Origin of the sequence: Methylobacterium terricola (assembly GCF_006151805.1) — a bacterium.
GTDB classification, from domain to species: Bacteria; Pseudomonadota; Alphaproteobacteria; order Rhizobiales; family Beijerinckiaceae; genus Methylobacterium; species Methylobacterium terricola.
This window is the reverse complement of sequence record NZ_VDDA01000009.1, coordinates 1-25,624: the sequence shown is the minus strand read 5'-3', so window position 1 is coordinate 25,624 and position 25,624 is coordinate 1. Positions and strand designations below refer to the sequence as shown.

26 protein-coding genes are annotated in these 25,624 nt (G+C 71.5%); 7 read left to right on the top strand and 19 right to left on the bottom strand.

The window, feature by feature from the left end; genetic code table 11:
• Positions 1-61: 61 nt before the first annotated feature.
• A complete protein-coding gene (locus FF100_RS19310; protein ID WP_139037315.1) occupies positions 62-1,216 on the bottom strand; it encodes a trans-sulfuration enzyme family protein in 1,155 nt (384 codons plus the stop codon).
• A gap of 103 nt (positions 1,217-1,319) precedes the next feature.
• Between FF100_RS19310 and FF100_RS19305 the strand changes: the two genes are divergently transcribed.
• The gene (locus FF100_RS19305; protein ID WP_139037314.1) at positions 1,320-1,841 is read left to right on the top strand and encodes a TspO/MBR family protein; all 522 of its coding nucleotides are present in this window, start codon (positions 1,320-1,322) and stop codon (positions 1,839-1,841) included.
• Positions 1,842-2,151: 310 nt separating this feature from the next.
• On the opposite strand, the gene FF100_RS19300 is transcribed toward FF100_RS19305, so the two are convergent.
• A complete protein-coding gene (locus FF100_RS19300; protein ID WP_139037313.1) occupies positions 2,152-3,135 on the bottom strand; it encodes a quinone oxidoreductase family protein in 984 nt (327 codons plus the stop codon).
• 110 nt (positions 3,136-3,245) lie between these two features.
• Here FF100_RS19300 and FF100_RS19295 point away from each other — a divergent pair, with 110 nt between their 5' ends.
• Entirely contained in the window at positions 3,246-4,151 is a 906-nt protein-coding gene (locus FF100_RS19295) for a LysR family transcriptional regulator (RefSeq protein WP_139037312.1), read from the top strand.
• Between the two features lie 402 nt (positions 4,152-4,553).
• Here the strand turns inward: FF100_RS19295 and FF100_RS19290 are convergent, their stop codons facing one another.
• The 3 genes from FF100_RS19290 to FF100_RS19280 all read right to left on the bottom strand — a co-directional run bounded on the left by FF100_RS19290 (position 4,554) and on the right by FF100_RS19280 (position 6,415).
• Positions 4,554-4,934 carry a response regulator gene (locus FF100_RS19290; protein WP_139037311.1) on the bottom strand — a complete coding sequence of 127 codons (381 nt, stop codon included), beginning with the start codon at positions 4,932-4,934 and terminating at the stop codon, positions 4,554-4,556.
• Between the two features lie 174 nt (positions 4,935-5,108).
• Entirely contained in the window at positions 5,109-5,678 is a 570-nt protein-coding gene (gene hpt, locus FF100_RS19285; protein WP_139037310.1) for a hypoxanthine phosphoribosyltransferase, read from the bottom strand.
• Complete coding sequence (locus FF100_RS19280; protein ID WP_139037309.1) at positions 5,675-6,415, bottom strand: zinc-ribbon domain-containing protein; 741 nt, start codon at positions 6,413-6,415, stop codon at positions 5,675-5,677. The genes hpt and FF100_RS19280 overlap by 4 nt, the downstream gene beginning before the upstream one ends.
• 139 nt (positions 6,416-6,554) lie before the next feature.
• Between FF100_RS19280 and ftsE the strand changes: the two genes are divergently transcribed.
• From ftsE to FF100_RS19265, 3 genes are all read left to right on the top strand, one after another.
• The gene (gene ftsE, locus FF100_RS19275; protein ID WP_139037308.1) at positions 6,555-7,274 is read left to right on the top strand and encodes a cell division ATP-binding protein FtsE; all 720 of its coding nucleotides are present in this window, start codon (positions 6,555-6,557) and stop codon (positions 7,272-7,274) included.
• A gap of 17 nt (positions 7,275-7,291) precedes the next feature.
• A complete protein-coding gene (locus FF100_RS19270) occupies positions 7,292-8,248 on the top strand; it encodes a cell division protein FtsX (protein WP_139037307.1) in 957 nt (318 codons plus the stop codon).
• A gap of 176 nt (positions 8,249-8,424) precedes the next feature.
• Positions 8,425-9,189 (top strand): YdcF family protein, encoded by a 765-nt coding sequence (locus tag FF100_RS19265; RefSeq protein WP_139037306.1) that lies wholly within the window; start codon positions 8,425-8,427, stop codon positions 9,187-9,189.
• Positions 9,190-9,359: 170 nt separating this feature from the next.
• On the opposite strand, the gene FF100_RS19260 is transcribed toward FF100_RS19265, so the two are convergent.
• The 5 genes from FF100_RS19260 to lptB all read right to left on the bottom strand — a co-directional run bounded on the left by FF100_RS19260 (position 9,360) and on the right by lptB (position 14,201).
• Positions 9,360-9,677, bottom strand: a complete 318-nt coding sequence (locus FF100_RS19260) for a hypothetical protein (protein WP_139037551.1) — start codon at positions 9,675-9,677, stop codon at positions 9,360-9,362.
• Positions 9,678-9,693: 16 nt separating this feature from the next.
• Positions 9,694-10,158 (bottom strand): PTS IIA-like nitrogen regulatory protein PtsN, encoded by a 465-nt coding sequence (ptsN, locus tag FF100_RS19255; RefSeq protein ID WP_048451812.1) that lies wholly within the window; start codon positions 10,156-10,158, stop codon positions 9,694-9,696.
• 90 nt (positions 10,159-10,248) lie between these two features.
• The gene (gene hpf / locus FF100_RS19250) at positions 10,249-10,869 is read right to left on the bottom strand and encodes a ribosome hibernation-promoting factor, HPF/YfiA family (RefSeq protein WP_139037305.1); all 621 of its coding nucleotides are present in this window, start codon (positions 10,867-10,869) and stop codon (positions 10,249-10,251) included.
• 319 nt (positions 10,870-11,188) lie between these two features.
• Positions 11,189-12,754 (bottom strand): RNA polymerase factor sigma-54, encoded by a 1,566-nt coding sequence (gene rpoN, locus FF100_RS19245; protein WP_139037304.1) that lies wholly within the window; start codon positions 12,752-12,754, stop codon positions 11,189-11,191.
• A 628-nt stretch (positions 12,755-13,382) separates the two neighbouring features.
• A complete protein-coding gene (gene lptB, locus FF100_RS19240) occupies positions 13,383-14,201 on the bottom strand; it encodes an LPS export ABC transporter ATP-binding protein (protein ID WP_139037550.1) in 819 nt (272 codons plus the stop codon).
• Between the two features lie 268 nt (positions 14,202-14,469).
• Here lptB and FF100_RS19235 point away from each other — a divergent pair, with 268 nt between their 5' ends.
• Complete coding sequence (locus FF100_RS19235) at positions 14,470-15,714, top strand: amidase (protein WP_139037303.1); 1,245 nt, start codon at positions 14,470-14,472, stop codon at positions 15,712-15,714.
• 160 nt (positions 15,715-15,874) lie between these two features.
• On the opposite strand, the gene FF100_RS19230 is transcribed toward FF100_RS19235, so the two are convergent.
• The 7 genes from FF100_RS19230 to FF100_RS19200 all read right to left on the bottom strand — a co-directional run bounded on the left by FF100_RS19230 (position 15,875) and on the right by FF100_RS19200 (position 23,658).
• Entirely contained in the window at positions 15,875-16,642 is a 768-nt protein-coding gene (locus tag FF100_RS19230; protein ID WP_139037302.1) for a 2-keto-4-pentenoate hydratase, read from the bottom strand.
• 7 nt (positions 16,643-16,649) lie between these two features.
• Positions 16,650-18,227 (bottom strand): gamma-glutamyltransferase family protein, encoded by a 1,578-nt coding sequence (locus FF100_RS19225; RefSeq protein WP_139037301.1) that lies wholly within the window; start codon positions 18,225-18,227, stop codon positions 16,650-16,652.
• Between the two features lie 131 nt (positions 18,228-18,358).
• Entirely contained in the window at positions 18,359-19,282 is a 924-nt protein-coding gene (locus FF100_RS19220; protein WP_139037300.1) for an ABC transporter ATP-binding protein, read from the bottom strand.
• A complete protein-coding gene (locus FF100_RS19215; RefSeq protein WP_139037299.1) occupies positions 19,279-20,301 on the bottom strand; it encodes an ABC transporter ATP-binding protein in 1,023 nt (340 codons plus the stop codon). The genes FF100_RS19220 and FF100_RS19215 overlap by 4 nt, the downstream gene beginning before the upstream one ends.
• A complete protein-coding gene (locus FF100_RS19210; RefSeq protein ID WP_139037298.1) occupies positions 20,298-21,203 on the bottom strand; it encodes an ABC transporter permease in 906 nt (301 codons plus the stop codon). Before FF100_RS19210 ends, FF100_RS19215 begins: the two co-directional genes overlap by 4 nt.
• Complete coding sequence (locus FF100_RS19205; RefSeq protein WP_139037297.1) at positions 21,200-22,144, bottom strand: ABC transporter permease; 945 nt, start codon at positions 22,142-22,144, stop codon at positions 21,200-21,202. The genes FF100_RS19210 and FF100_RS19205 overlap by 4 nt, the downstream gene beginning before the upstream one ends.
• Positions 22,145-22,158: 14 nt before the next feature.
• Complete coding sequence (locus FF100_RS19200; protein ID WP_139037296.1) at positions 22,159-23,658, bottom strand: ABC transporter substrate-binding protein; 1,500 nt, start codon at positions 23,656-23,658, stop codon at positions 22,159-22,161.
• A gap of 350 nt (positions 23,659-24,008) precedes the next feature.
• Here FF100_RS19200 and FF100_RS19195 point away from each other — a divergent pair, with 350 nt between their 5' ends.
• Complete coding sequence (locus FF100_RS19195; RefSeq protein WP_139037295.1) at positions 24,009-24,236, top strand: hypothetical protein; 228 nt, start codon at positions 24,009-24,011, stop codon at positions 24,234-24,236.
• Positions 24,237-24,239: 3 nt separating this feature from the next.
• On the opposite strand, the gene FF100_RS19190 is transcribed toward FF100_RS19195, so the two are convergent.
• Positions 24,240-24,455, bottom strand: coding sequence for a hypothetical protein (locus FF100_RS19190; RefSeq protein WP_139037294.1), 216 nt, complete (start codon positions 24,453-24,455; stop codon positions 24,240-24,242).
• 114 nt (positions 24,456-24,569) lie between these two features.
• On the bottom strand, positions 24,570-25,193 hold the full coding sequence (gene cysC, locus FF100_RS19185) for an adenylyl-sulfate kinase (protein ID WP_342779015.1): 624 nt from the start codon (positions 25,191-25,193) through the stop codon (positions 24,570-24,572).
• Positions 25,194-25,624: the final 431 nt, after the last annotated feature.

Genomic DNA, 25,624 nt, shown 5'->3' with positions numbered 1-25,624 from the left:
GAGAAAAAAGCTTCGCCGGTTCAACGCGCCGAGATCGCAAGAAGCTCCCGCCGGATCGGCCTCACTCCTGGCGCAGGGCCTGGTCCAGATCCGCGAACAGGTCGTCGGCCTCCTCGATGCCGACCGAGAGGCGCAGCAGATCCGGCGGGCAGGGGGTGCTCGGGCCCTCGATCGAGGCGCGGTGCTCGATCAGGCTCTCGACGCCGCCGAGCGAGGTGGCGCGCTTCCACAAGCCCACCCGCGCCGCCGTCCGGATCGCCGCGGCCTCGCCCGCCGCCACCCGGATCGACAGCATGGTGCCGAAGCCGCCGGTCATCTGCCGGGCCGCCACCGCGTGGCCGGGATGCCGGGACAAGCCCGGATACAGCACGTGGCTGACCGCCGGATGGGCTTCGAGGCGCCGGGCGAGATCGCCGGCACTCGCCATCTGGGCGGCGATGCGCACGTGGAGCGTGCGCATCCCGCGCATCAGCAGGTAGGCCTCGAACGGCCCCAGGATCGCGCCGTTGCCGGAGCGGATGCGCTGGATCCGGGCCCAGAAGTCGTCGGCCCTGGCGCCGGCGAGCGCCCCGGCGATCACGTCGGAATGGCCGTTGAGCACCTTGGTGGCGGCGTGCATCACCACGTCGGCGCCCAAGGACAGCGGCCGGGTCACCACCGGCGAGCTGACCGTCGAATCGACCGCGAGGCGCGCGCCCGCCGCGTGGGCGATCTCGGCGGCACCCGCGATGTCGGTGATGGTCCAGAGCGGGTTCGAGGGCGTCTCGAGCCAGACGAGCTTGGTCTGTCCGGGCCGCACGGCCGCCTTCAGGGCGTCGAGGTCGTCGGTGGCGACGAAATCGACCTTGAGGCCCCAGCGGGTCGCTTCCTCGGACAGCCAGCGCCGCAGGGCCCAGTACATCACGGTCGGCGCCACGATGTGGTCGCCCGGATCGAGGGCGCCGAACACCGCCGTGGCGGCGGCCATGCCGGAGGAGAACAGCAGCGCGCCGGCCTCCGCCTCCTCCAGCATCGCGATCACGGCCTCCGCCTCGCGCACGGTGGCGTTGTCGGGCCGGCCGTAGACGTAGCCGGAGGAATACTGGTTGTCGGGGTCGCGGAGGTAGGTCGTCGCGACGTGGATCGGCGGCACCACGGCCTTGGTGACCGGATCGATGTGGCCGAGCGCCTGCGCGGCGAGGCTCTTCTTCGACCAGGGGCGCGGGGCGCTGCTCATGCCGGGACTCCAGGGTGCGACGGGGACGTTTTGCTGCCCCGCCGGCCTTGCAGAACCGGTGCCGCCGCGCAACCTCCATCCCGGTATAGCACCCGAGCCCGAGATGCCGTCCACCGCAACGCTTCCCCGCCCCGAGCCGGTCCTCTCTCCGCTGCCGCGCCTCCTCGCCGCGATCCTGCCCGTGGCGGCGGTCGCCGTGGTCGGCAGCCTGGCGACCACGCCGAACATCCCGACCTGGTATGCCGGTCTGGCGAAACCCGGCTTCACCCCGCCGAACTGGCTGTTCCCGGTCGCCTGGACGATCCTCTACACGCTGATCGCGTTCGCGGGCTGGCGGGTGCTCGGCACCATGCCGGCGACCGGGGGCCTGCGGCGCACCCGGACGCTGGCTGTGTGGGCGTTCTTCGTGCAGCTCGCCCTCAACGGCGCCTGGACGCCGGTCTTCTTCGCCCGCCACGACCTGGGCGGCGGCCTGGTCGTGGTGGTCGCCCTGCTGGTGATGATCCTGTGGACGATCCGGCTCCTGTTCCCGCTCGACCGGGTGGCGGCCCTCGTCCTCGTCCCCTACGCCGCCTGGGTCGCCTACGCGACGGCGCTCAACGCGGCGATCTGGTGGATGAACTGACGTCGCGGTCGGCCGGCTGCCGGAGCCGGCCGGACCACGGCCGATCTGCAACCCTCGACGTCATCCTCGACGCCATCCTGGGACTCGCCGCAGGCGAGGACCCGGGATCCATGAACGCCGACGTTCGAGAACGAGGCGGTGGACGTCCCGCCTCCTACTGGATCGTCAGGGGCTACGGATCCCGGGTTCCGCTGCGCGGCCCCGGGAGGACCTGGAAGGTGTAGGACCTGGAAGGTGTAGGATCTGGAGGGTGTGGGATCTGGAGGGTGTCAGGCCCGTCGATCGAGCCTGGCCTCCTCGGCGCGTCGCCTCATGGCACCAGCACGATCGCGCCCGTGACCTTGCGTGCCTCCGCCGCCTCGTGCGCCTCGACCACCCGATCGAGCGGGAAGCGTGCCCCGATATCGACCGCGACATGGCCGCGCCCGATCGCGTCGAACAGGTCGGCGGCGTTGGCCCGGAAGGTGGCCGGGTCGGCGTTGTGCGGAAAGACCGAGGGGCGGGTGAGGAACAGGCAGCCCTTCTTGTTCAGCAATTCCGGGTCGATCGCCGGCGACGGCCCAGACGCCGCGCCGTACGAGACGACGAGGCCGAACGGGGCGGCGCAGTCGAGGGACTTGAGCAGGGTGTCCTTGCCGACCGCGTCGTAGACGACCCGGGCCTTGGTGCCGCCGGTCGCCTCCAGGAACGCCTTCGGCCAATCGGGATCGTTGAGGTCGACGACCGCCGCGCAGCCGGCGGCCAAAGCCGCGTCGCGCTTGGCCGGCGAGCCGGTGGTGCCGATCACCGTGGCGCCGAGCGCCGTCGCCCAGCGGGTCAGGATCTGACCGACGCCGCCGGCGGCGGAATGCACCAGCAGGAGGTCGCCCGCCTGCACCGCATGGGTCTTGCGCAGGAGGTACTGCGCCGTCATCCCCTTGAACAGCAGCGCGGCGGCGGCCTCGTCGCTGACACCGTCGGGCAGCCGCACGAGCTTGCCCGCCGGCAGGGCGCGGCGGTCGGCATAAGCGCCGACGCCGGCATTCATGTAAGCGACACGGTCGCCGGCCTCGAGGTCCGTGACCTCCGGCCCGATCGCCTCGACCACGCCCGCCGCCTCGAAGCCGAGCCCGGTCGGCCGATCGAGCGGGTAGATGCCCCGGCGCTGGTAGATGTCGATGAAGTTGAAGCCGATCGCCGTCTGGCGGATCAGCGCCTCGCCCGGGCCGGGGGCGGGGAGCGGCTCGCTCCGCAGCTGCATGACCTGCGGCGGGCCGAATTCGGTGATCACGACGCGGCGCTGCTGGCTCGACATGGTGGGCGTCTCCTCTGGTCTGCCCCGTTCGTCGGCCCGGTATGAACCCGCCGGTCCGCGTGATAAATCCGGCCGCGCATTCGAGATTTGAAACGAGCGATTTCCAATCGATGGACCGATTGTCCGGCATGGAGGCCTTCGCCAAGGCGGTCGAGACCGGCTCGTTCTCGGCCGCCGGCGAGGCGCTCGGGCTCTCGCCGCAGGCGGTGGGCAAGCAGGTGCGGCTGCTGGAGGAGCATCTCGGCGTCCGCCTGCTCCACCGCACGACCCGCCGGCAGAGCCTGACCGAGGCAGGGCGCACGCTCTACGAGCGGGTGCGCATCATCCTGGCGGAGGTCGAGGCGGTGGAGGCCGCCGCGGCGAGCAGCCAGGCGGTGCCGCGCGGCCGGATCCGGGTCAACGCCTCGGTCACCTTCGGCGCCTACGACCTCGCCCGGGTCCTGCCCGCCTATCTCGCGGCCTATCCCCAGGTCGATATCGAGCTGACCCTCTCGGACCGGAAGGTCGACCTCATCGAGGAGGGGTACGAGGTGGTCTTCCGCGTCGGCCCGCCGGCCGAGAGCGGCCTGATCGCCCGGCCCCTGCGGCCGATGGACTTCACCCTCTGCGCCGCCCCGTCCTACCTCGCGGGACGGGGCGCCCCGCGGGTACCGGCCGATCTCGCGCAGCACGAATGCCTGGGCTTTGCCTACATGGCGACGGGGGATCAGTGGCGCTTCGTCGGACCGGACGGTCCCGAGGCGGTCGAGGTGACGTATCGCCTGCTGGTCAATAACGGCCAGGCCCTGCTGACCGCGGCGCTTGCCGGTCTCGGCCTGCTGCTGCAGCCGGCCGCGCTGATGCGCGATGCCGTCGCGGCGGGCCATCTGATGCCGGTGCTGCCGGCCTACCGGCCCGTCTCGCGGCCGATGCACCTGCTCTATGCGCCCGACCGGCGGATCACCCCGAAGCTGCGTTCGTTCATCGACTTCGCGCTCGCCCATTTCGCGGATTCGGCGCGCGACGGGACCCCTTAGCGCATCGGCCCGTCACGCCGCGACACGGGAGGCTGCGCGGGTGCGGGAGCAACGGCTGCCGCGAACCCTCCCCCCGAACGCGGGCTTGCCCGAGTTCCGCATCCACGGTGGGCAAGCCGGATTCGTGATGGGGAAGGGGGGCCCCCGGAGCGGGCCGGAAGAGGGGACGCGGCTTCCGGGGAGGTCACCGCCCTACATGACGGCAGATCGCCCTGGATCGGCGTCGCCCTGCCCTTCTCCCGGCCTGCTCCGCAGGGGGGAGGGGTAGGCTTCCGGCCGTCGCGCCCGCATCGAACAGCCTTCCGTGTCGCGTACCGCGACGCTGCGGTCGGTCGATCTCCCGATCGTCGGTTTTGCCGTCGTGTCTGCGACGAGCCGGCATCGGCCCCGGCAGGCAATACCCTAGCGTGCCGCCACTGCCCCGGCAGCGCGCAGGGTGCGGGAGACCGTGGCGCGCATGTCGGCCAGGGTGAAGGGCTTGGTCAGCACGTCGGCCACGATGGCGTCGAGGCCGCGGGCGCGCTCGCGCTGGTCGGCGAAGCCGGTCATCAGCAGGATGATCAGATCGGGATAGTCGCGCTTGGCGGCGAGGGCCAGGGCGATGCCGTCCATCAGCGGCATGCGGATGTCGGTCAGCATCAGGTCGAACGCCGCCTCGGCCAGCCGGTCGAGACCGTCGCTGCCGTCGACCGCGGTCACGACCGTGTGGCCGTCCATCTCCAGCCCGCGCTTCAGGAAGCCGCGGATCGGTTCCTCGTCGTCGACCAGCAGGATGCGCGCCATGTCCTCTCGTCTTTCAGGGGCTCGAAGCGCCGCGGACCGGGCAAGTGTGAGCGGGCGCGCGGGCTCGGGTCAAGCCGCGGCATCGGCCGAGGTTCCTCTTTCGTGCGCGCCGAGGCAGAAGGTTCGGGCGGCGTTGCAATCGCGCCACCGCCCCGGCACCCCGGTCCCCGCCCGTTATTCCTTGTCGAACAGGTCCGGCTCGCCGTCGCCGTAATCGACGAGGCCGACATAGGGCAATTGCCGGAAGGCGTGGGCCACGTCCATGCCGTAGCCGACCACGAACACGTCCGGGCAGACGAAGCCGACGTAATCGGCATCCATCGTCACCGCGCGCTTGCCCGGCTTCTCCAGCAGGACGGTGGTGAGCACCCGTCGCGCCCCGCGGGCCATCAGCAGGTCCTTGGCGTAGACGAGGGTGCGGCCGGATTCGAGGATGTCGTCGATCAGCAGCACGTCGCGCCCGCGCACCTCGCTCTCGACGTCGCGCAGGATCGCGACCTGGCCCGAGGACACGGTGGCGGCGCGGTAGCTCGACAGGTGGATGAACTCGACCTGCGGCGCAAGGCCCGCCCGGTGCAGCGCCCGGATCAGGTCGGCGGCGAACATGAAGCTGCCCTTCAGCACCGCGACCACCAGGAGGTTCTCCAGCGGCTGGTCCGCGATGGCGCGGGCGATCTCCTCGTTGCGCTGCGCGATGGCGGATTCGTCGAACAGGACGCGGACGCGGGGCAGGGGCGAGTTCATCGGTCTCGGTCGTGGGCGTTCATCGGAGCCCTCAGGCTGACGGCAGAATCTCCGCTGTCAACCGCGGCAAAGCGGACCAGCACCTCGCGGCCCTTCGCCGGGGCCTCCGGCAGCTCGGCCCGGAAGCGGGCGGATTCCTCGGGTTCGAGCCGATCGCGCGGCGCCTCGGCGGTCCAGCGATAGACGGTCTGGCCGTGCTCGTCGCGCAATTCCAGGCTCAACCGGGGGACCGGCACCGCATCCTTGGACGCGCTCACCACGTTGCCCTCGACGACGAGGCGGCCGGTCCCGGAAGCGTCCGGCACCGAGTAGGCGGCGACGTCCCGGAAGGCGAGGCCGCGCAGGTTCACCGGCAGGCCGATCGCCGCGTAGAGCCGCGCGGTCGCCGGTACGGCCCGCACCAGCCCGGCGCGTCCTGCCGGCAGCAGGGCGGCCACGAGGGCGCCGCAGGCCGCCAACCCGGCCGCCGCGGCGACCAGGCGCCGGCGCCTGGGCGGGGCGGGGCCCCGCGCCTTCGCACCGCGCGGCGTGGCCCGGCGCGGCGGCGCGGCGGGCGCCTCCGAGGCGCTGAACACCGCCTCGCCGGGGGGGGAGAGCATGGGCGCCGGCTCGGCCGCCGGGGCGGAGACGAACCACGGCTCGCGGCAGGCGGCGCAGCGCACGGTGCGCCCCGCCGAGCCGATCTTGTCGGGATCGAGCGTATATTCGCTTGCGCAGGCAGGGCAGACGATCAGCATGGCGAATCAGTCGGGCGCGGCACCGGGGCCGGACCACGACTCCTCTCGCGATAGCCTTAATGCGTGGTAAAGCGGCGCGGATCGCACGAGATTCCGCTGCGCGGCGGCTCGGGCCGCGGCGACCCGCAATGGAGACCGGATGGACGCGAGAACGGACCGGGGGACCGGAAACAGCCTGCTCGGCGGCATGGACGAGCCGGTGGTCCGGTTCGAGAATGTCGGGATGCGCTACGGGGTCGGCCCCGAGGTCCTGAGCGACATCAGCTTCACCATCGCGCCGCACTCGTTCCAGTTCCTCACCGGACCGTCGGGGGCCGGCAAGACGACGCTGCTCCGCCTGATCCTGCTGTCGGTGCGGCCGAGCCGGGGCCTGGTCTCGGTGTTCGGCGAGGAGGTGAGCGACATCTCGAGCGGTGCCCTCACGTCGTTGCGCCGCCGCATGGGCGTGGTGTTCCAGGATTTCCGCCTGCTCGACCACCTCACCACCTACGAGAACGTCGCCCTGCCGCTGCGCGTCCAGGGCCGGGCCGAGACGAGCTACCGGGCCGAGGTGGTGGAGCTCCTGCGCTGGGTCGGCTTGGGGGAGCGCATGCACGTGCTCCCGCCGCTCCTGTCGGGCGGCGAGAAGCAGCGCGCGGCGATCGCCCGGGCGCTGATCGCCCGGCCCGAGCTGCTGCTCGCCGACGAGCCGACCGGCAACGTCGATCCCCAGCTCGGCCGGCGCCTGCTGCGCCTGTTCGTCGAGCTCAACCGCCTCGGCACCTCGGTGCTGATCGCCACCCACGATTTCGCCCTGATGGACCTCGTCGATGCGCGCCGGTTCGTGCTCGGCAACAACCGCCTGCGGATCGAGGGATGAGCCGCGGGGAGACACCCATGTCCGACGGGGCCACCCTGGAGCGGGGCAAGCGGCGCGAGGCGCCGGCCGCCGACCTGCCGCCCACCTTGCGCCGCAACGCACCGCTGGTGCCGACCGACACCAGCGCCGGCCGGGCGCTCACCGCGGTGATCGCGATCCTGACCTTCCTCGCCGCGCTCTGCGCCGGCGGCGCCGAGATCGTCGCCTCGAGCGCGGCGCAGTGGCAGGGCTCGGTGGCCCAGGAGGTGACGATCCAGATCCGCCCGGGCCCGGGCCGCGACACCGAGGCCGACGTCGCCAAGGCGGCGGCGTTGGCCGCCGCCACCCCCGGCATCGCGGCGACGCGGCCCTTCACCAAGGCGGAATCCGAGCGCCTGCTCGAGCCCTGGCTCGGCAGCGGTCTCGACCTCGGCGACCTGCCGGTGCCGCGCCTGATCACCGTGCGCCTCGCCGGCACGCCCGATCTCGGCGCGTTGCGCCAACGTCTCGCCGAGGCCCTGCCGGGCGTCGCCAGCCTCGACGACCACGCGCTGTGGCTGTCGCGGCTCTCGACCATGGCCAACACCGTGGTCGGCGTCGGGGTCGCCGTGGTGGGCCTGGTGCTGCTCGCCACCGGGCTCGCCGTCACCTTCGCGACCCGCGGCGCCATGGCGGGCAACCGCGAGGTGGTGGAGGTGCTGCACTTCGTCGGTGCCGATGCCGATTTCATCGCCCGCGAGTTCCAGCGCCGCTTCTTCCGCTTAGGATTGCGCGGCGGGGCGATCGGCGCGGCGGCGGCGCTGGCGGTGATCGGCGCCGGCGGGGCGCTCGCCCGACTGTGGCGCGCCGGCCCGGCCGGCGACGAGATCGAGGCCCTGTTCGGCGGCTTCGCCATCGGCTGGCGCGGCTATGCCAGCGTGGTGCTGATCGGGGTCATCGCCTCGGTGGTCACCGCTTTCGTCTCGCGCCTGACGGTGCGGCGCTTCCTCGACTGAGCCCGGGGGCCAGCCTGGCGCCAGCCACGGCCTCTAGCCTCGGACGGTGCCCGCTCTTCACAGGGGGCGGGGGCGGGCCGTGAACGAATCGGCGCCCGGGACGGTTGCCTCTCGGTCGCCGCAATCGGCACTATGCTCGACAGACGTGTGAGATGGCCTCGCGGATGCAGCGCCGAATGAAGACGCGAACCGGCGACGTGGTGGGATGGTCCTGGTCGGGCGAGGAGCCCGCGGGGATGCGCCCGGCCGGAGCGCCGGCCGCGCCCCGGAGCCTGCGCCGCCGCCTGGCCCTCGGTTTGGCCGGGGCGGGACTGGTCGGCGGCCTCGTGCTCGGTCTCGGCTTCCTCGCCTTCGTGTCCGGTCTCGCCCGCTCGGAGCGGATGCCGCTCGGCCCGTCCGACGGCATCGTGGCCCTCACCGGGGGCGCCCAGCGCATCGAGGATGCGATGGACCTGCTGGCCGGCGGCTACGGCCGCCGCCTGCTCATCACCGGCGTCAACGAGCGCACCAGCCGCGACGAGATCGCCCGGCTCAACCCGGGCCAGCAGCACCTGATCGCCTGCTGCGTCGACCTCGACTACCGCGCCCGCAACACCATCGGCAACGCCATCGAGATCCGGCGCTGGATGCGCGAGAACGGGTTCCGCAGCGTCGCGGTGGTCACCTCGAACTACCACATGCCGCGCACGCTGGTGGAGCTCGACCACGCGCTTGCCGAGGGCCACCGGGTGATCCCGCATCCCGTCGTGCCTGAGGGGATCGACCCCGGCCAGTGGTGGCGCCACCCGGCCGCGGTGCGGCTGCTCGCCTCGGAATACGTGAAGTTCCTGGTCGCCTGGATCCGCACCCGGTTCGAGACCGATCCCGAGCATTCGAGCGCGGCGGTGCTGGTCAGCCGCGGCCACCCGGTGAAGATGGTGGCCGAGCCGCTGGTGCGGTGACGTATCCGGCTGTCCGCCGTGTGACGCTTCGGTCCGAGCAGCGTCGTTTGCCCTGACAAAATTCACACCCACCGCATCGTCCCGGGCTCCGCCGTCGCGGCCCCGGACTGCCATGCGGGGTGTCGGTTCGGTCGATCAGGGGCAAACAGCGCGGATCGAGGTCGGCCGCCTCACCGCCCCTTGCAGCGGGTCCGCAGCAACTCCGAGAACTCCTTCTCCGAGCCCTGGACCTGGGCCAGGCGCTCGCTGCGCTCCGAGCCGGACAGGCAGCGGCCGTAGACGGTGGCGGCGCGGCGCATCGTGTCGACGTGCTGGCGCCAGCCGCGGCAGCGGTCGGCGTCGCTGTCGCCGATCATCTCGAGGCGCTCGATCGCGGTCTTCTGCGAGGATTGCGCCACCAGGAGGTCGCGGGCGCAGGTGCCGTCGACGGCGCGCGCCGGGACGGCCGCGGCGAGGAGAAGCGCCGCCGCGAGGAGGGAGGTCCGCATCGTCACGCCGGCTTTGTCACGCCGCCTGGGCGGGGGATTGGGTCAGGAGGGCATAGAGCGCGTCGGCGTCGCGGGCGGCGCGGATCCGGTCGATGATGCCGGGCTCGCGCAGCACCCGGGCGACCCGGGCCAGGGCCTTCAGGTGGTCGGCGCCGGCACCCTCGGGGGCCAGCAGCAGGAAGGCGATGTCGACCGGCTGGCCGTCCAGGGCCTCGAAATCGACCGGGCGCTCGAGGCGGGCCATCAGGCCGAACAGCGTGTCGAGCCCCGGCAGCTTGCCGTGCGGGATCGCCACGCCCTCGCCGATGCCGGTGGAGCCGAGGCGCTCGCGCTGCAGCAGCGTCTCGAAGATCTCGCGCTCGTCCAGGCCCGGCAGGTGGCGGGCCGCCTGGGCGGCCAGCTCCTGCAGAACCTGTTTCTTCCCCTGCGCGCGCAGCGCCGGGAGGACCGCCTCCGGCTTCAGGAATTCCAGCAATGGCATCGAGACCGCTGCCTCATCGGCGGGGAACGCGCCTGCGCGCCCCGCACTTGTTCCAGGACCGGAGGCCTTCCGGGGGCGGGGAGAACCCGCTCACGGAGTGCCGCGTTCCGGCGGATCGATCCAGCCGATCGCGCCGTCGCCCCGACGATATACGACGTTGACCCGCTCGGTGCCAGCGTGAACGAAGACCAGGACGGGGACGCCGGTGAGATCGAGCTCGACCACCGCCTCGCTCACCGTGCGCCGGTGCAGGGTGCGGGTGCTCTCGGCGATGATCGGCGGGTGCTCGCCGGTATCCTCCTCGGGCGATTCGAACACCGAATAGGCCGCCTCCATCACGGCGGCGTCCTCGATCGGGCCGAGATCGACCGGTCCCGCCGCGCCGTTGACCACGGCGTCCTTGGCATGCCCGTTCGGGTGGGCCTTGAGGCGGTGCTTGTAGCGGCGCAGGCGCTTCTCGATCCGGTCGGCGGTCTGGTCGAAGCTCGCATGGGCGTCGTGGGCGGAGCCCGACGCTTCCAGGGTGATGCCCGAGGGCAGGTGCAGCACGCAATCGGTGCGATAGGCGCTGCCGTCCCGCGCGAACGTCACGTGGCCGTGATAGGCGCCGTCGAAGTACTTGGCGAGGGCCGCGGAGACCCGCTCTTCCACCCGCGTTCTCAGGGCCTCTCCCAGATCCATGCCACGACCTGACACGCGCAACGCTGCCATCGGCTCCCTCCGATCTCGTCGTTCGTCGGCCCGCGCCCCGGGGACGTCTCCGGCGCAAGGGCCAGCACCTCAAGAGCTAGGAACGCCCGAAGGCGAAGTCAACGAAGCCGGCTCAGTTGCGGCAGGCGGGGCGCGGCGGCGGCGAGCCCGGCGCGGGCCCGCCGCCGCACATCCGTTCTTCGCGTCACGACGAGGGAATGACCTTCGGCTCGTGTGCCGTGTCTCGGGCAGCATGACGCCGCCCGCCCGCTTCCCTCGGGCGGGGAAACTCGCGAGGCGGCCTTGCGAGGCAAGCTTGCCGAAAAGTCGAACCCGCGCCTTATCGCGCCGGCATCGCCGCCCGCTCGCGCCGGCGCTCGATCGAGGAGGGAATGCGCAGGGATTCCCGGTACTTCGCCACGGTGCGGCGGGCGATGTCGACGCCCTCGCCGCGCAGGCGCTGGACCAGGGCGTCGTCCGACAGGACGTCGTTGGCCTCGCCGTCGATGAGCTGCTTGATGCGGTGGCGCACGGCCTCCGAGGAATGCGCCGCGGCGCCGGCCGCCCCGGGAATCGCCGCGGTGAAGAAGTACTTCATCTCGAAGGTGCCGCGGCTGGTGCCGATCGACTTGTTCGAGGTCACCCGCGAGACGGTGGATTCGTGCATGCCGATCGCGTCGGCGACGGTCTTCAGGTTGAGCGGCCGTAAGAAGGCGACGCCGTTGACGAAGAAGCCGTCCTGCTGGCGCACGATCTCGCTCGCCACCTTCAGGATGGTGCGGGCGCGCTGCTCCAGGCTGCGGGTGAGCCAGTTGGCGGTCTGCAGGCATTCCGACAGGAAGGCCTTGTCGGTCTCGGTCGCGGCGCCGCGGGAGACGGTGGCATAGTAGCTCTGGTTGACCAGCACCCGGGGCAGGGCCTCGCTGTTCAGTTCGACCAGCCACGAGCCGTCCGGCGCCGGCCGCACGAACACGTCGGGCACCAGCACCTCGACCGGGCCGGCGCCGAAGGCACGGCCGGGCTTGGGGTCGAGGCGGCGCAGCTCCGACAGCATGTCGGCGAGATCCTCCTCGTCGACCCCGCACAGGCGGCGCAAGCCGGCCAGGTCGCGCTTGGCGACGAGGTCGAGGCGCGACACCAACGCCTGCATCGCCGGATCGAACCGGTCCTGCTCGCGCAGCTGGATCGCCAGGCACTCGGCGAGGTCGCGGGCGCCGACGCCCGAGGGGTCGAAGCCCTGCACGAGTCCCAGCACCCGCTCGACGACCGCGAGACCGACGCCGAGGCGCTCGGCCAGCGCCGCCAGGTCCTCGCGCAGGTAGCCGGCCTCGTCGACCGCATCGACCAGGAAGCCGCCGACCAGGCGCTCGACCGGATCGCGGGTGGCGAGTTCGAGCTGGGCCGAGAGATGCTCATGCAGCGACGATTCGCTGGTCAGCGTCGCCTCGAAATCCGGCGTCTCGCCGTCGAAGCTGCCGCCGCTGCCGCTCCAGGGCGCTGGCGTGAGCGACAGGGCCTCGCCCCCGGCGGCAGCCGCCTCGCGCCCGACCGGGCCGTCATCGGGAAAGACGTTGTCGAGGCGGGTGCCGAGATCGCCCTCGATCTCGCTGCGGCTCGGATTGAGGTCGTGGGACAGCCACGGCTCGGCCGCCGGATCCCCATCAAACCCGCCGCCGTCGAATCCGTCGCCGTCGCCCCCCGGATCGGCGGCCTCGCCCCGCGCCTCGCCGGGCTCCGGCGCCTCGATCTCGGCCCGCTCCAGGAGCGGGTTGCGCTCCAGCTCGGCATCGACGTAGGCGGCGAGATCGAGGTGGGACAGTTGCAGAAGCTTGATCGCCTGCAGGAGTTGCGGCGTCATCACCAGGGCCTGGCCCTGGCGCATCTCGAGCCGTTGCAGCAAACCCATCAGCCAGCCCCGCCCTGCGACGCCCCGGTTCGCGCCGGGGTCGGCACAACTCTTGCTTCGGACATCTCATAGCAGCTTTAAACCGAAGCGGGACACGCGTCAAAGCGGACGTGGTGCCCTCGTGCGGTTCTCTCTCAGGGTGGCGCAGGGCGGGGTGGGACGCCAGTGGAAAAACGGCTTGTCCTGACCGCTTTCACGCCGCGACGCAGGGGAGGGGCGTTGTGTCGGGATTCAGGTGAAGCAGAGCGTCGGATCAACGGAAACTTGACGATCGCCGATTCTGTCATTCGCCGCGGAACGACCCGAGCCGCCCGCGCCGATATCCCTCGACGTCATCGCGGGGCTCGCCGCAGGCGAGAATGCGGGATCTCGATCCGCCGCTGCCGGACGTGAGGTCGCATCGCCTCCCGCGTCATCTTATACCGCCCCGCCGTCGAACGGATCCGTTCGACGGCGCTGGCTAAGCCCGAACGGGCGCCGGCGCCGATGCGCCGGACGCCTTGGCGTCGACGCGTCGATGCCAAGGCGCGAGGGTATGACGGCGTCAGCGTTCATCGCGCCCCGGTTTCCGCCGCGCGGCCGCGGGACGAGGCGTCGGGGGGACGTCCCGCCGGTCGTGCCCCGACCGCTACAGCCGGAAATCCTCGCCCAGGTACAGCCGGCGCACGTCCTCGTTCGCCACGATCTCGTCGGGTGTGCCCTCGGTGAGGATGCGGCCGGAATGCACGATATAGGCCCGGTCGATCAGGCCGAGCGTCTCGCGGACGTTGTGGTCGGTGATGAGCACGCCGATGCCGCGGCCCTTGAGATGCATCACCAGTTCCTGGATGTCCCCGACCGCGATCGGGTCGATGCCCGCGAACGGCTCGTCGAGCAGCATGAAGGACGGCGACGAGGCGAGCGCCCGGGCGATCTCGCAGCGCCGCCGCTCGCCGCCCGACAGCGCGATCGAGGGCGACTTGCGCAGGCGGGTGATGTTGAACTCGTCGAGGAGCGAATCGAGCTTGCGCTCCCGCGTCTTGCGGTCGGGCTCGACCACCTCGAGCACCGCCCGGATGTTGTCCTCGACGTTGAGGCCGCGGAAGATCGAGGCCTCCTGCGGCAGGTAGCCGATGCCGAGCCGCGCGCGCTGATACATCGGCAGCCGGGTGATGTCGTGCCCGTCGAGGCTGATCGTGCCGCGATCGGCCGAGACGAGGCCGGTGATCATGTAGAAGATCGTGGTCTTGCCGGCGCCGTTGGGGCCGAGCAGGCCGACCGCCTCGCCGTTGCGCACGGTCAGGCCGGCATCGTGCACCACGGTGCGGGCGCCGTAGCTCTTCTTCAGGCCGGCCACCGCCAGGATGCCGGGCCCGCCGAATCCGCCGACGGCGCCGTCCTGGTCCAGCGCCTCGGCCGCCTGGCGCCCGCGGCCGAACAGGCGGCCGAGGCGCGAGGCGGCCGGCATCGCGCGAGCTTGCAGCGGCAGGGCGAAGGGAACGGTCACGGGGCAGGCTCTCTCGCGAAGGGGGCCGGCGAAGGATCCCGGCGCGTCGGCGCTCCGCCGCGCCGGCCTTGTCCGCCCCAGGCGGCCGTGCAGCGGATGAACGGCGCCGGTTTAGCCGAAGCCGGGCCCTGCCCGCAACGCGGCCCGCACGCGCTCGCGTGTTCTGGAACACGCGGCCTCGTTACGCTTACAAGGGTGCTCGCCCGATTCCTCCCGTCCGGTTGGCCCGATGCTCTCGCTCCTCGACCTCTGCGCCCGAATCGATGCCGGCCGGCTGACCCCCGACGGGGCGATCGGCCTCGTCGGCGAGGCGATCGCCGCCCGCGAGCCGGAGATCGGCGCCCTGGTCTGCGTCGATCCGGCGCCGGTGATCCCGACGGGCGGGCCGCTCGCCGGCATCGCGGTCGGGATCAAGGACATCATCGACACCGCCGACCTGCCGACCCGGATGGGCTCGCCCATCTACGACGGCTGGCGCCCGCTTGCCGACGCCCCGGTCGTGTCGCGGTTGAAGCGCCTCGGCGCGGTGCCGCTCGCCAAGACCACCACCACGCCCTTCGCCTTCCTCGACCCGACCGCGACCCGCAACCCTCACCATCCCGGTCACACGCCCGGCGGCTCCTCGGCGGGCTCGGCCGCCGCGGTGGCGGCCGGGATGCTGCCGCTGGCGCTCGGCACCCAGACCGGCGGCTCGGTGATCCGCCCGGCGGCGTTCTGCGGCGTCGTCGGGGTCAAGCCGTCGTTCCGGCTGCTGCCGACGGTCGGGGTGAAGTGCTATTCCTGGGCCCTCGACACGCTCGGCCTGTTCGCGGCGAGCGTTGCGGATGCCGCCCATGCGCTCGCGCTGCTCGCCGACCGCCCGGCCCTCGCGCGGGTGGGCGAGGCGGGTGCGCCGCGCATCGGCCTCGTGCGGCAGGAGTTCTGCGCGGCCCCCGACCCGGAGGCGGAGGCCGCGCTGACCCGGGCGGCACGGGCCGCCGAGCGGGCCGGGGCAGTGGTGACGGATGTCGCCCTGCCCGCCCGGTTCGGCGAGGCCTTCGCGGCCCACGGCACGATCCAGGATTACGAGGTGCGCCAGGCGCTCGCCTGGGAATACGCCACCCACCGCGACGCCCTGCCGCCACGCCTGCGCGATGCCCTCGACGCGGCGCAGGGGGTCGAGACCGCGTCCTACGATGCGGCCCGCCGCACCGCCCACCACGCCCGCCGCAGCCTGAAGGACGTGTTCTCCGAGGACGGCCCCGACGTGCTCCTGACCTACGCGGCGCCTGGCGCGGCGCCGGCCGGCCTCGATCACACCGGCGATTCGCGCTTCAACCGCCTCTGGACCCTGATGGGCGTGCCTTGCGTCACCCTGCCGGTCGATCGCACCGCCGAGGGGCTGCCGGTCGGCGTGCAGGTGATCGCGCGATTCGGGGATGACGGGCGGGCGCTGGCGGCGGCGGCGCTGATCGAGCGGGCGTTGCGGGGATAGGGGAGGGCGGTCGTGGGACGGGATGCTGGAATTAAGATTCAGACAGTTTATCTCTTCGTTCCGCGGATGCCGGGCTGTCCGAAGAAAGACTATGCGCGGCCCTCCCCTCTCCCACACGGGAGAGGGGATCCCGCGCCTTTTCTTGCGGCCGACGTTCAGCTCACCCGATCTTCAGTTCCACGTTCCCCAGCCCCGGAAACTCCGCCGCGATCCGCGTCGGCGCCTCGACGAAATCCGTCCCGGTGCAGGAGCCGGTGGTGACGACCTGGCCGGCCTTGATGCCCCCGAGCGAGCGGGCGCCCTCGTTGGCGAGCCAGACCAGCAGCCGCACCGGGTCCACCGCCGAGTTGCCGCCGGCATGGTCGTGGAGAACCCGGCCGTCGACGGTCAGCCGCACTGCTTGCGTCACCGGGTCGAGGTCGCGCCACTCGCTCAGCCCGGGCCCGAGCACCAGGACGCCGTGATTCTGCTGGTCGGCGCGCTGGCTGTGGGCGTCGACGGCGCCGAACACCGTGAAGCGGGTATCGGCGATCTCGATCGCCGGGTGCATCGTGGCGACCGCCGCCAGCACCGCCTCACGGTCGTAGGGCCCGGCCTCCGGGGGCAGGTCGTGGCCGAAGCGGTAGGCGATCTCGGCCTCCGCCCCGATCAGGTGGAACAGCGAGGCCGGCAACTCGTCGGTCTCGAAGATCGTGTCGGCATTGAGCGCGGCCCGGGCCGGGGTGGCGGTGGCGCTCGGCGCCCCCACCTTCCAGCCGGCCACCGGGCCGAGCGCGCGGATGAGCACGTCCTGGACCGCGTAGGCCTCCGCCTCGCTGCCCGGCCGGGCGCCCTCGGGGAGGGCGTCGAGGCGGGTGCCCGAGCGGCGGGCGTCGAGAAGCGCCGCCGCCGCGGCGTCGACGCTGAAGGGCTGAACCTCTTGGGACATGGTCACCTCAATAGCCGAGCGCGCTGCCGTCCTTGCGCGGGTCGGAGCCCGCCGCGAGCACCCCGCGCGCCCGGTCGATCCAGATGATCTGGCCGCCGCCGATCGGGCCGGAGGCCGGGATGATGCGGTGGCCGCGCGCCTCGAGCCCGGCGACGACGTCCTCCGCGAAACCCCCCTCCATCTCGATCCCGCCGCCATAGGCGAAGCTGCGCGGCGCATCGAGGGCCTCCTGCACGTCGAGGCCGCGGTCGATGATGCCGGTGAGCAACTCGACATGGCCCATCGCCTGGTAATGCCCGCCCATCACGCCGAACGGCGCCACCGTCTCGCCGTCGCGCATCAGCATGCCCGGGATGATGGTGTGCATCGGCCGCTTCCTCGGCCCGATCGTGTTCGGGTGCCCGGGATCGACGCGGAAGGACAGGCCGCGATTGTGCAGCAGCACCCCGCTCTCCGGCGCGGTGATGCCGCTGCCGAAGCCCTGGAAGATCGAGTTGATCAGCGAGAGCGCGTTGCCGTCGCGGTCGACGACGCTCAGGTACACCGTGTCCTTGTGGGTGAGCTCGGGCCAGATCACCGGCTCCTGGGCCCGGGTCATGTCGATGGCGCCGTGGGCGGTCGCCCGCCAGGCCTCGGAGAGCAGGTGCTCGACCGGCACCCGGTTCAGCACCGGATCGGCGAAGAGCGCGTCGCGGTGGTGATAGGCCTGCTTGCAGGCCTCCGCGAACAGGTGGACCCGGTCGAGCTCGGAGAGAGCCGCGATGTCGGTGTGCGTCAGCACGTTGAGCATCATCAGCACCGCGAGGCCCTGGCCGCTCGGCGGGCATTCGTAGACGTCGTAGCCGCGGTAGCGCGTGGTCACCGGGGTGACGGTCTCGGGCGCCGCCGAGGCGAAATCGTCGAGCGTGTGCAGCCCGCCGAGATCGCGCAGGCGCCCCACGATGTCCTCGGCCACCGGCCCCTCGTAGAAGCCGCGCGGGCCGTGTTCCGCGATGCGCCGGAGCGTGGCGGCGAGCTTCGGGTGGCGCATGATCGTGCCGACGGTCGGCGCTTGGCCGTCGATCAGGAAGGTCGCGGCCGAGGCCGGATCGCCGGCGACCCGCTCGACGCTGCGCGACCAGTCGAGGGCGACGCGCGGCTGCACCGGGTAGCCACCTTCCGCGTAGCGGATCGCCGGTTGCAGCAGCTCGCCGAGGCTGCGGGTGCCGTGATCCGCCAGGAGCTTCGCCCAGGCGGCGACCGCGCCCGGCACCGTGACGCTGTGCGGCGAGGTCGGGGTGAGGGTGATGCCGCGCTCCAGGAACCAGGCATCGTGCGCCGCCGCCGGGCTGCGGCCGGAGCCGTTGAGCGCGATCGGCGCCTTGGCGCCCTTCGGCGCGTAGAGGGCGAAGCAATCGCCGCCGATGCCGGTCATCAGCGGATCGACCACGCATTGCACCGCCACCGCGGCGATGCCGGCATCGACCGCGTTGCCGCCCGAGCGCAGGACCTCGATGGCGGCCAGCGTCGAGAGCGGGTGCGACGTCGCGACGGCGGCGTTGGCGGCGTAGACGGGCGAGCGCCCGGGCCTCGAGAAATCCCTCACCGTGACGTTTCCTTCAAAGGTCGATCGGTTCGATCGACGGATCTGACATCCTCCCCGTCATTCCGGGGCCGCGCAGCGGAGCCCGGAATGACGGGGTGGGTATGAAATTGCGCGTCGGCTCGAGCAAGCGCTTAAGCGCCGACCGCCTGCGCCACCCAATGCCCGGGGGCGATCTCCTGCAACGGCCCGGCCTCCGGGATGGCGACGGCCGGCGCCTCGCGCGTTGCCCGCAGGCGGGCCCGCTCGGCCGCCGGGTCGGGCACCGGCACGGCGCCGAGCAGCGCCCGCGTGTAGGGATGGCGCGGATTCTCGTACAGGGTGTCGCTGTCGGCGAGCTCGACGATCCGCCCGCGCCGCAGCACCGCGACCCGGTGACAGAGGTAGCGCACCATCCGCAGGTCGTGGGAGATGAACAGGTAGGACAGCCCCAGCTCCTCCTGCAGATCCTGCAGCAGGTTGACCACCTGCGCCTGGATCGACACGTCGAGCGCCGCGATCGGCTCGTCGGCGACGATGAAGCTCGGCTTCAGCGCGATCGCCCGGGCGATGCAGAGCCGCTGGCGCTGGCCGCCGGAGAACTGGTGCGGGTAGCGCCCGGAAAAGCGCGGATCGAGCCCGACCCGCTGGAACAGGCCGGCCACCGCGTCGCGGCGCTCGGCCGACCCCATCTCCGGCCGGTGCAACCGGAACGGCTCGGCGACGTAGGCGCCGGCGCTCATCCGCGGGTTGAGGGCGGCGTAAGGGTCCTGGAAGATCACCTGGATGCGCCGCCGCATCCGCCGCATCTCCGGCGCCGGCAGGCGGCTCAGGTCGGTGCCCTCGAACGCGACGGTGCCGGCACTCGGCGGGTTCAGCATCGTCACCGCCCGGCCGATCGTCGACTTGCCGGAGCCCGATTCGCCGACGAGGCCCAGGGTCTCGCCGGGGGCGATGTCGAAGCTCACATCCTCGACCGCGCGGAACACCGAGGATTTGCCGCCCCACCAGTGCCGCAGCGGGTAGTGCTTGCTGAGATTCCGCACCGCGAGCAGCGGCTCGGGCTTCACCGGCCTCATCGCCCGGCTCCCTGCTTCAGCAGGGCCGGCAGGTCGTACCAGGCCGCCGCGAGGTGGCCCGGCACGCTCCCCGCCACCTGCGCCAGCGGCGGCGCCTCGGCGCGGCAGCGCGGCGTGGCGTAGGGGTTGCGGGCTGCGAACGGATCGCCCGGCGGCGGATGGCGCATGTCGGGCGGGCTGCCCTCGATCTGGCGCAGGCGCTGCCGTCCGGCCCGGCCACGGCTCAAGTCGGGCAGGGAGCGCAGCAGGCCCAGCGTGTAGGCGTTGCGCGGATCGGAAAACACCGCGTCGACCGGCCCGCGCTCGACGATGCGTCCGGCATACATCACCTGCACGGTGTCGGCGATGCCGGCGACCACGCCGAGATCGTGGGTGATCCAGACGATCGCCATGCCGATCTCGCGCTTCAGTTCCTGCACCAGGGCGACGATCTCGGCCTGCACCGTGACGTCGAGGGCGGTGGTGGCCTCGTCGGCGATCAGCAGCTTCGGCCGGCAGGCAAGGCCGATCGCGATCATCACCCGCTGGCGCTGCCCGCCCGAGAATTCGTGCGGATAAAGATCGAGGCGCCGACCGGCGTCCGGGATGCGCACGAGGTCGAGGAGGTCGCGGGCGCGGGCCCGGGCGCTGCTCGCATCGAGGCCGCGATGCAGGAGCAAGGGCTCGGCGATCTGGGCGCCGACCGTCATCGCCGGGTTGAGCGAGCTCATCGGATCCTGGAACACCATGCCGATCTCGGCGCCGCGCACCCGGCGCAAAAGCCGCTCCGGCATCGCCAGCAGGTCGCGACCCTCGAAATCGACCTGCCCGCTCGTGATCCGGCCCGGCGGGCGCGGCACGAGACCCAGCATGGCGAGCACGTGGACGCTTTTCCCTGAGCCCGATTCGCCGACGATCCCGAGGGTCTCGCCCTCGCGCAAGGCGTAAGTCACGCCGTTGACGGCGTGGACGGTGCCGCCGTCGCTGTCGAAGGCGACGGCCAGATCACGCACGTCCAGCAGGGGAGGGGAGGCTGTCATCGGCGCTCCCGCGGGTCGAGGGCGTCGCGCAACCCGTCGCCGACGAGGTTGAAGGCGAGCACCGCGAGGAAGATCGACACGCCCGGCCAGATCGCCATCCAGGGCGCCTGGTCGAGGAAGTTCTTGGCGGTGTTGAGCATCGAGCCCCAGGACGGTTCGGGCGGCTGCTGGCCGAGGCCGAGGAAGGACAGGCTCGCCTCGGCGATGATCGCCGCCGCGATGGTGAGGGTGGCCTGGACCAGGATCGCCGGCACGATGTTCGGCAGGATGTGGTGGAGCGCGATGCGCCAGGGCGGGTTGCCGATCGCGCGGGCCGCCTCGACGAACTCCTCCGCCGCCACCGCCTGGACCTGGGCCCGGGTGAGCCGCACGAAGATCGAGGTCGCCGAGAGCCCGATCGCCACCATGGCGTTGGTCAGGCTGGGGCCGAGGAAGGCCGCGAGCGCGATGGCGAGGATCAGGAAGGGAATCGCGAGCAGCGCGTCGGTGAGGCGCATGATCGCCCCGTCGATGACGCCGCCGGCATAGCCCGCCAGCATCCCGAGGGGCAGGCCGAGCGCGACCGCGAGCGCCACCGAGGTCAGCCCCGCCCCGAGCGAGGCCCTTGTGCCGTAGACGATGCGCGAGAGCACGTCGCGCCCGACCTCGTCGGTGCCGAAGAGATGGGCGAGGTCGGGCGCCGCCCGCACCGCGCCCCAATCGGTGGCGGTGGGATCGTAGGGCGCGATCCACGCGGCCCCGAGCGCCAGCACGGCGAGCAGCACCACGACGACGAGGCCGGCGAGCGCGCCGCGCCGGCGGCTAAACCGGCGCCAGAAGGCGCGGAACGCTCCCGGCTCCGGCGGCAGGGCGGCGACGGGAGCCGCGATCTCGGCCGGGGTGGAGAGGCCGGCCTCGCTCATGCGCGCCTGAGCTTCGGGTTGACCAGCGCCGAGGCGAGATCGGCGGCAAGGTTGAGCAGGATGTAGGTCGTGGCGGTGCAGATCACGACGCCCTGCACGGTCGCGAAGTCGCGGTTGAACACGGCATCCACCATCAGCTTGCCGAAGCCGGGCACGGAAAAGACCTGCTCGGTCAGCACCGCGCCGGAGAGGAGCTGGCCGAATTCGAGGGCGCCCAGCGTGATGATCGGGATCGCGGCGTTGGGCAGCGCGTGGCGCAGGACCACCCGGGCCATCGGCACGCCTTTGGCCCGCGCGGTACGGACGTAGTCGGATTGCAGCACGCCGAGCATGGCGGCGCGGGTGTGGCGCATCATCACCGCCGCGATGGCGTTGCCGAGCACGAAGGCCGGCATCGCCATCGAGCGCAGGTTCTCGGCCAAGCTCTCCCCCGGCGGCACGTAGCCGGAGGCCGGCAGCCAGCCGAGCTGCACCGAGAACAGCAGGATCATCAGGATGCCGAGCCAGAAATTGGGCACCGACAGGCCCCAGAGCGCGACCCCGTTGGCGAGCCCGTCGATCCAGGTCCCGGGCCGGACCGCAGACAGGATCCCCATCGGCACGCCGATGACGAGGGCCACCAGCATCGCCAGGCAGGCGAGTTCGAGGGTGACCGGCAGCTTCTCGCGGATCAGCTCGATCACCGGCTTCTGCAGCCGGATCGACTCGCCGAGATCGCCCTGGAGCACTCCGGCCGCCCAATAGGCGTAGCGAACCGGCAGCGGCCGATCGAGGTGGTACTTGGCGCGGATGAAGGCGATCACCTCGGGGTCGCGCTCCTCGCCCGAGAGTGCGGTGGCGGTGTCGCCCGGCAGCAATTGCTGCAGGGCGAAGATGATCATCGAGGCGAGGACCAGGGTCGGCACCGCCAGCGCCAGGCGCCGTGCGAGAAATCGCAACATCTAGAGACTCGGCATCAGTCGAGCTTGAGGCCGGTGAAGCGCACCAGCCCGTCCGGATACTCGCCGAAGCCGGTGAGCCGCTGCGAGTAGGCCCAGAGCAGCCGGCGGTGGAACAGGTAGACCAGCGGCTTGTCGGCGAGCACCCGGTCGGCGAGGCGCTTCCACGCCGCCTTGCGCTGGGCCGGATCGGTGGTCAGCCGCTCGGCATTCATCGCCGAATCGGCGTCCTGGTTGCAGTAGCGCGAGTAGTTCAGCGGCGTCTTGCAGGCGAGGAAGCTGTAGGTGTTGCCGTCCGGGTCGGGCCGGCCGCTCCAGTTGTAGAGGTAGGCCTCAAAATTGCCCTTGTCGGCCTGGTCGAGGGAGGTGGTGAAGTCGGTGGCCTGGAGCTTCACGTCGAAGCCGGCCTCGCGGGTCATCGCCTGGATCACTTGGCCGACCTGCGGCGCGTCGTTGTTGGCATAGACCATCATGGTGATCGCGGGCTTCTCGATCCCGGCCTCCTTCAGGAGCGCCTTGGCCTTGGCGACGTCGCGCTTCGGCACCGGGTAGTCCGTCACGTAGTTCGGGTTCTTGGGCGAGACCCATTGGTTGCCGGCCAGGTATTCGCCGTTATAGACCACTTGCGTGATCGCGTTGCGGTCGATCGCCGCCTCGAAGGCGGCGCGCACCCGCGGATCGGCCACCGGCGATCCCTCGCGGCCGGTGTTGAACACCACGCCGGAGAAGCCGAGCTCGTAGGCCTGGCCCACCTTGAGCTTCGGATCGCGCTTCACCTGCGCCAGATCGGTGGGGGCCAGGCGCTCGATCAGGTCGAGCTGGCCGGCGCGGAGGTTGGTGAGCCGCACCGTGGTGTCGGGGATCGGCCGGAACTCGATCCGCTTGATCTGGATCGCGCCCTTGTTCCAGTAATCGTCGAAGCGCTCGACCACGATGCGGTCCTGCGGCACCCGCTCGACGAACCGGTAAGGCCCGGCGCAGACCGGCGCGGTGGCGAACTTGTCGCCGAGCCGCTCGGCGGCCTTGGGCGAGACGATCATGCCGGCCCGGTCGGTGAACTGCGCCAGCAAGGGCGCGAACGGCGTCTTTAGGGTGACCTTCACGGTCAGGTCGTCAACCGCCTCGACGGTGTCGATCGGCGCGATCTCGCCGCGGCGCTGCGAGCCCGGCAGCTTCAGGTGGCGCTCCAGCGAGTACTTCACCGCCGCGGCGTTCATCGGCTCGCCGTCGTGGAAGCGCACGCCCGGCCGCAACGTGAGCGTCAGGGTCTTGCGGTCGTCCGACCACGCCCATTCGGTCGCGAGCTGGGGCACCGGCTTCAGGTCGGGCCCGATATCGACGAGCTTGTCGCAGAGCGCCGCGAACACCATGCGGCCGGCGAAGGTGCGGGCGAGCGTCGGATCGAGGGCGTCCGGATCCTCCATCAGGCCGAATCGCAGGGTCTGGGCCTGAGCCCCCGCCAGCGGGGCGGCGACGCCGAGGCTCGCGAGCAGGCAGGCGGTGAAGAGACGCGGCATCGCGCTTCCTTGTGCAGGGATCGTGAACGGGGAGCTCGATCCCCCCGGCCGGATGTGCCTACGGTCAGGCAGTATCCGTGCCAGCGAGCGTCCTCGGATCACACCCCGTATTCTGCGCGTTCATCGGGGCGGGACGCAATGCCGGCCGCGAGGCCGCTGTCGGGGACCCCCGTATCCGGCCAGCCTGACGCCGGTCCGGGCCGCCCCTGCGACATGACGCGGGGCGCAACCCCATGCGTGCCGCCCCTGTCCGTGCTATGGAGCCCCCAGATGTGGTCCCGGCACGCGAGCCGGGCCTTGCGGCGTGGCTGCTCTTGCCGCGCCCAGGGACGAGGTTCCAGGGCATCGCCATGCAGGCTGAGATCCCGATGCGCCGCGTGACGGCGATCCGCTGCTATCCGTCCGGCGAGCGCGACGATCCCGATCAGCGCGTGCTCAACGTGCTCGAATGCGGCCACGTCGTCAGCTTCGAGGGCGCGAACGCGGTCGCCGCGCTGCTCGCCAAGCGCCAGCTCTGCCTCAAATGCGCTGAGGAGGCCAAAGCCGAGGCAGCCTCCGAGACGCCGCCTGCCGCCTGAGGCTCAATACGTCGCCATGGCCTGGGTCATCATCGCGACGAGCTGCTCGGGATCCGAGGCATGCTGGATCCCTGCGACGATCATCAGGCAAACCGCCAGCGCGAAGACCAGGTAGGCGAGCAGGGGAGTCAAGGCCTCGGCCCAGTCCTGGGCCGCGTGAATGGCGAGGCACCCCGCCGTGAAACCGGCCGCTTCCGCCACGGGTATCATCTCGACCATCGTTCGCTCCTCGTCCGGCCCCTATGTTGCGCTGCAACATAGGGGCCAGAAAAGGTTGCGGCCAGCGTGCGCCGCACATCGGCCGCATGCGATCCGAGGATGGCAAGGCGCGCATCACCGCGAACGGGCGATAGCGCCCCGGCGCTGCAACTCGCCGAGGACCTGCTCGGCCAGCGTGTCGACGTCGTGCCTGTCCGTCCGCAGATGGATCTCCGGCGCATCCGGCGGCTCGTAGGACGAGGTCAATCCGGTGAAGTTCGGGATCTCCCCGGCGAGGGCGCGGGCATAGAGGCCCTTCGGGTCGCGACGGATGCACTCGTCGAGCGGGGTATCGACGAACAGCTCGACGAACTCGTCCTCACCGACCAGTTGCCGCGCCAGCATCCGTTCCCGTCGGAACGGTGAGATCAGGGAGCAGATGACGATCAGACCGGCATCGAGCATCAGCCTGGCGACCTCCGCGGTCCGGCGGACGTTCTCGATCCGATCGCTATCCGTGAAGGTCAGGTCCCGGTTCAATCCGAAGCGCAGGTTGTCGCCGTCGAGCAGCATGGTGTGGTAGCCGCACCGCCACAGCTTGTCCTCGACCCGGTCGGCGATCGTCGATTTCCCGGAGCCGGACAGCCCGGTCATCCACAGGATCAGCGGCTTCTGCCCCTTCAGCTCCGCCCGCGCGCGCTTGCCGAGCGTGAGGGCGGCTCGGCGGATGTTCATATCGCCGGGGGTCTGTTGGGACACGACGTCTCCACGGAGTGCCATTCAGGAATCGCGCTTTCGAGATCCGGTGTAATTACCCTTCGGCTTAAGCCATTCAGCCGATAAAAGCGCTTCTCCGGCAGTTGTCGCGGGCCGTCAAGCGCTCTTCAAGCCGTCGATGTAGGTTGACGTAAGAGCAGATATTGGGCTGCAGGACGATTTTCTTATCCTGTTGAGCGCGCATCCGCCTCCATCGCTATGCCCGTGCGTTGTCGCCGTTGGGCCGTATGTTGGAGCGGGCGGTGGAAGGGCCTGTCGCGAGAGTTTCACAAACCGGTTGACGGGCCGAAATCGGGGGCCTATACGACCACCCATCGGCGCCGGCCGCGACAGCGGACCGGGCGCTGAACTATCTCTTCGACAGTCTGGGCCGGCGAGCCTGACCTTGGTCAGGCGCTGGTCCTGTCGTCGCC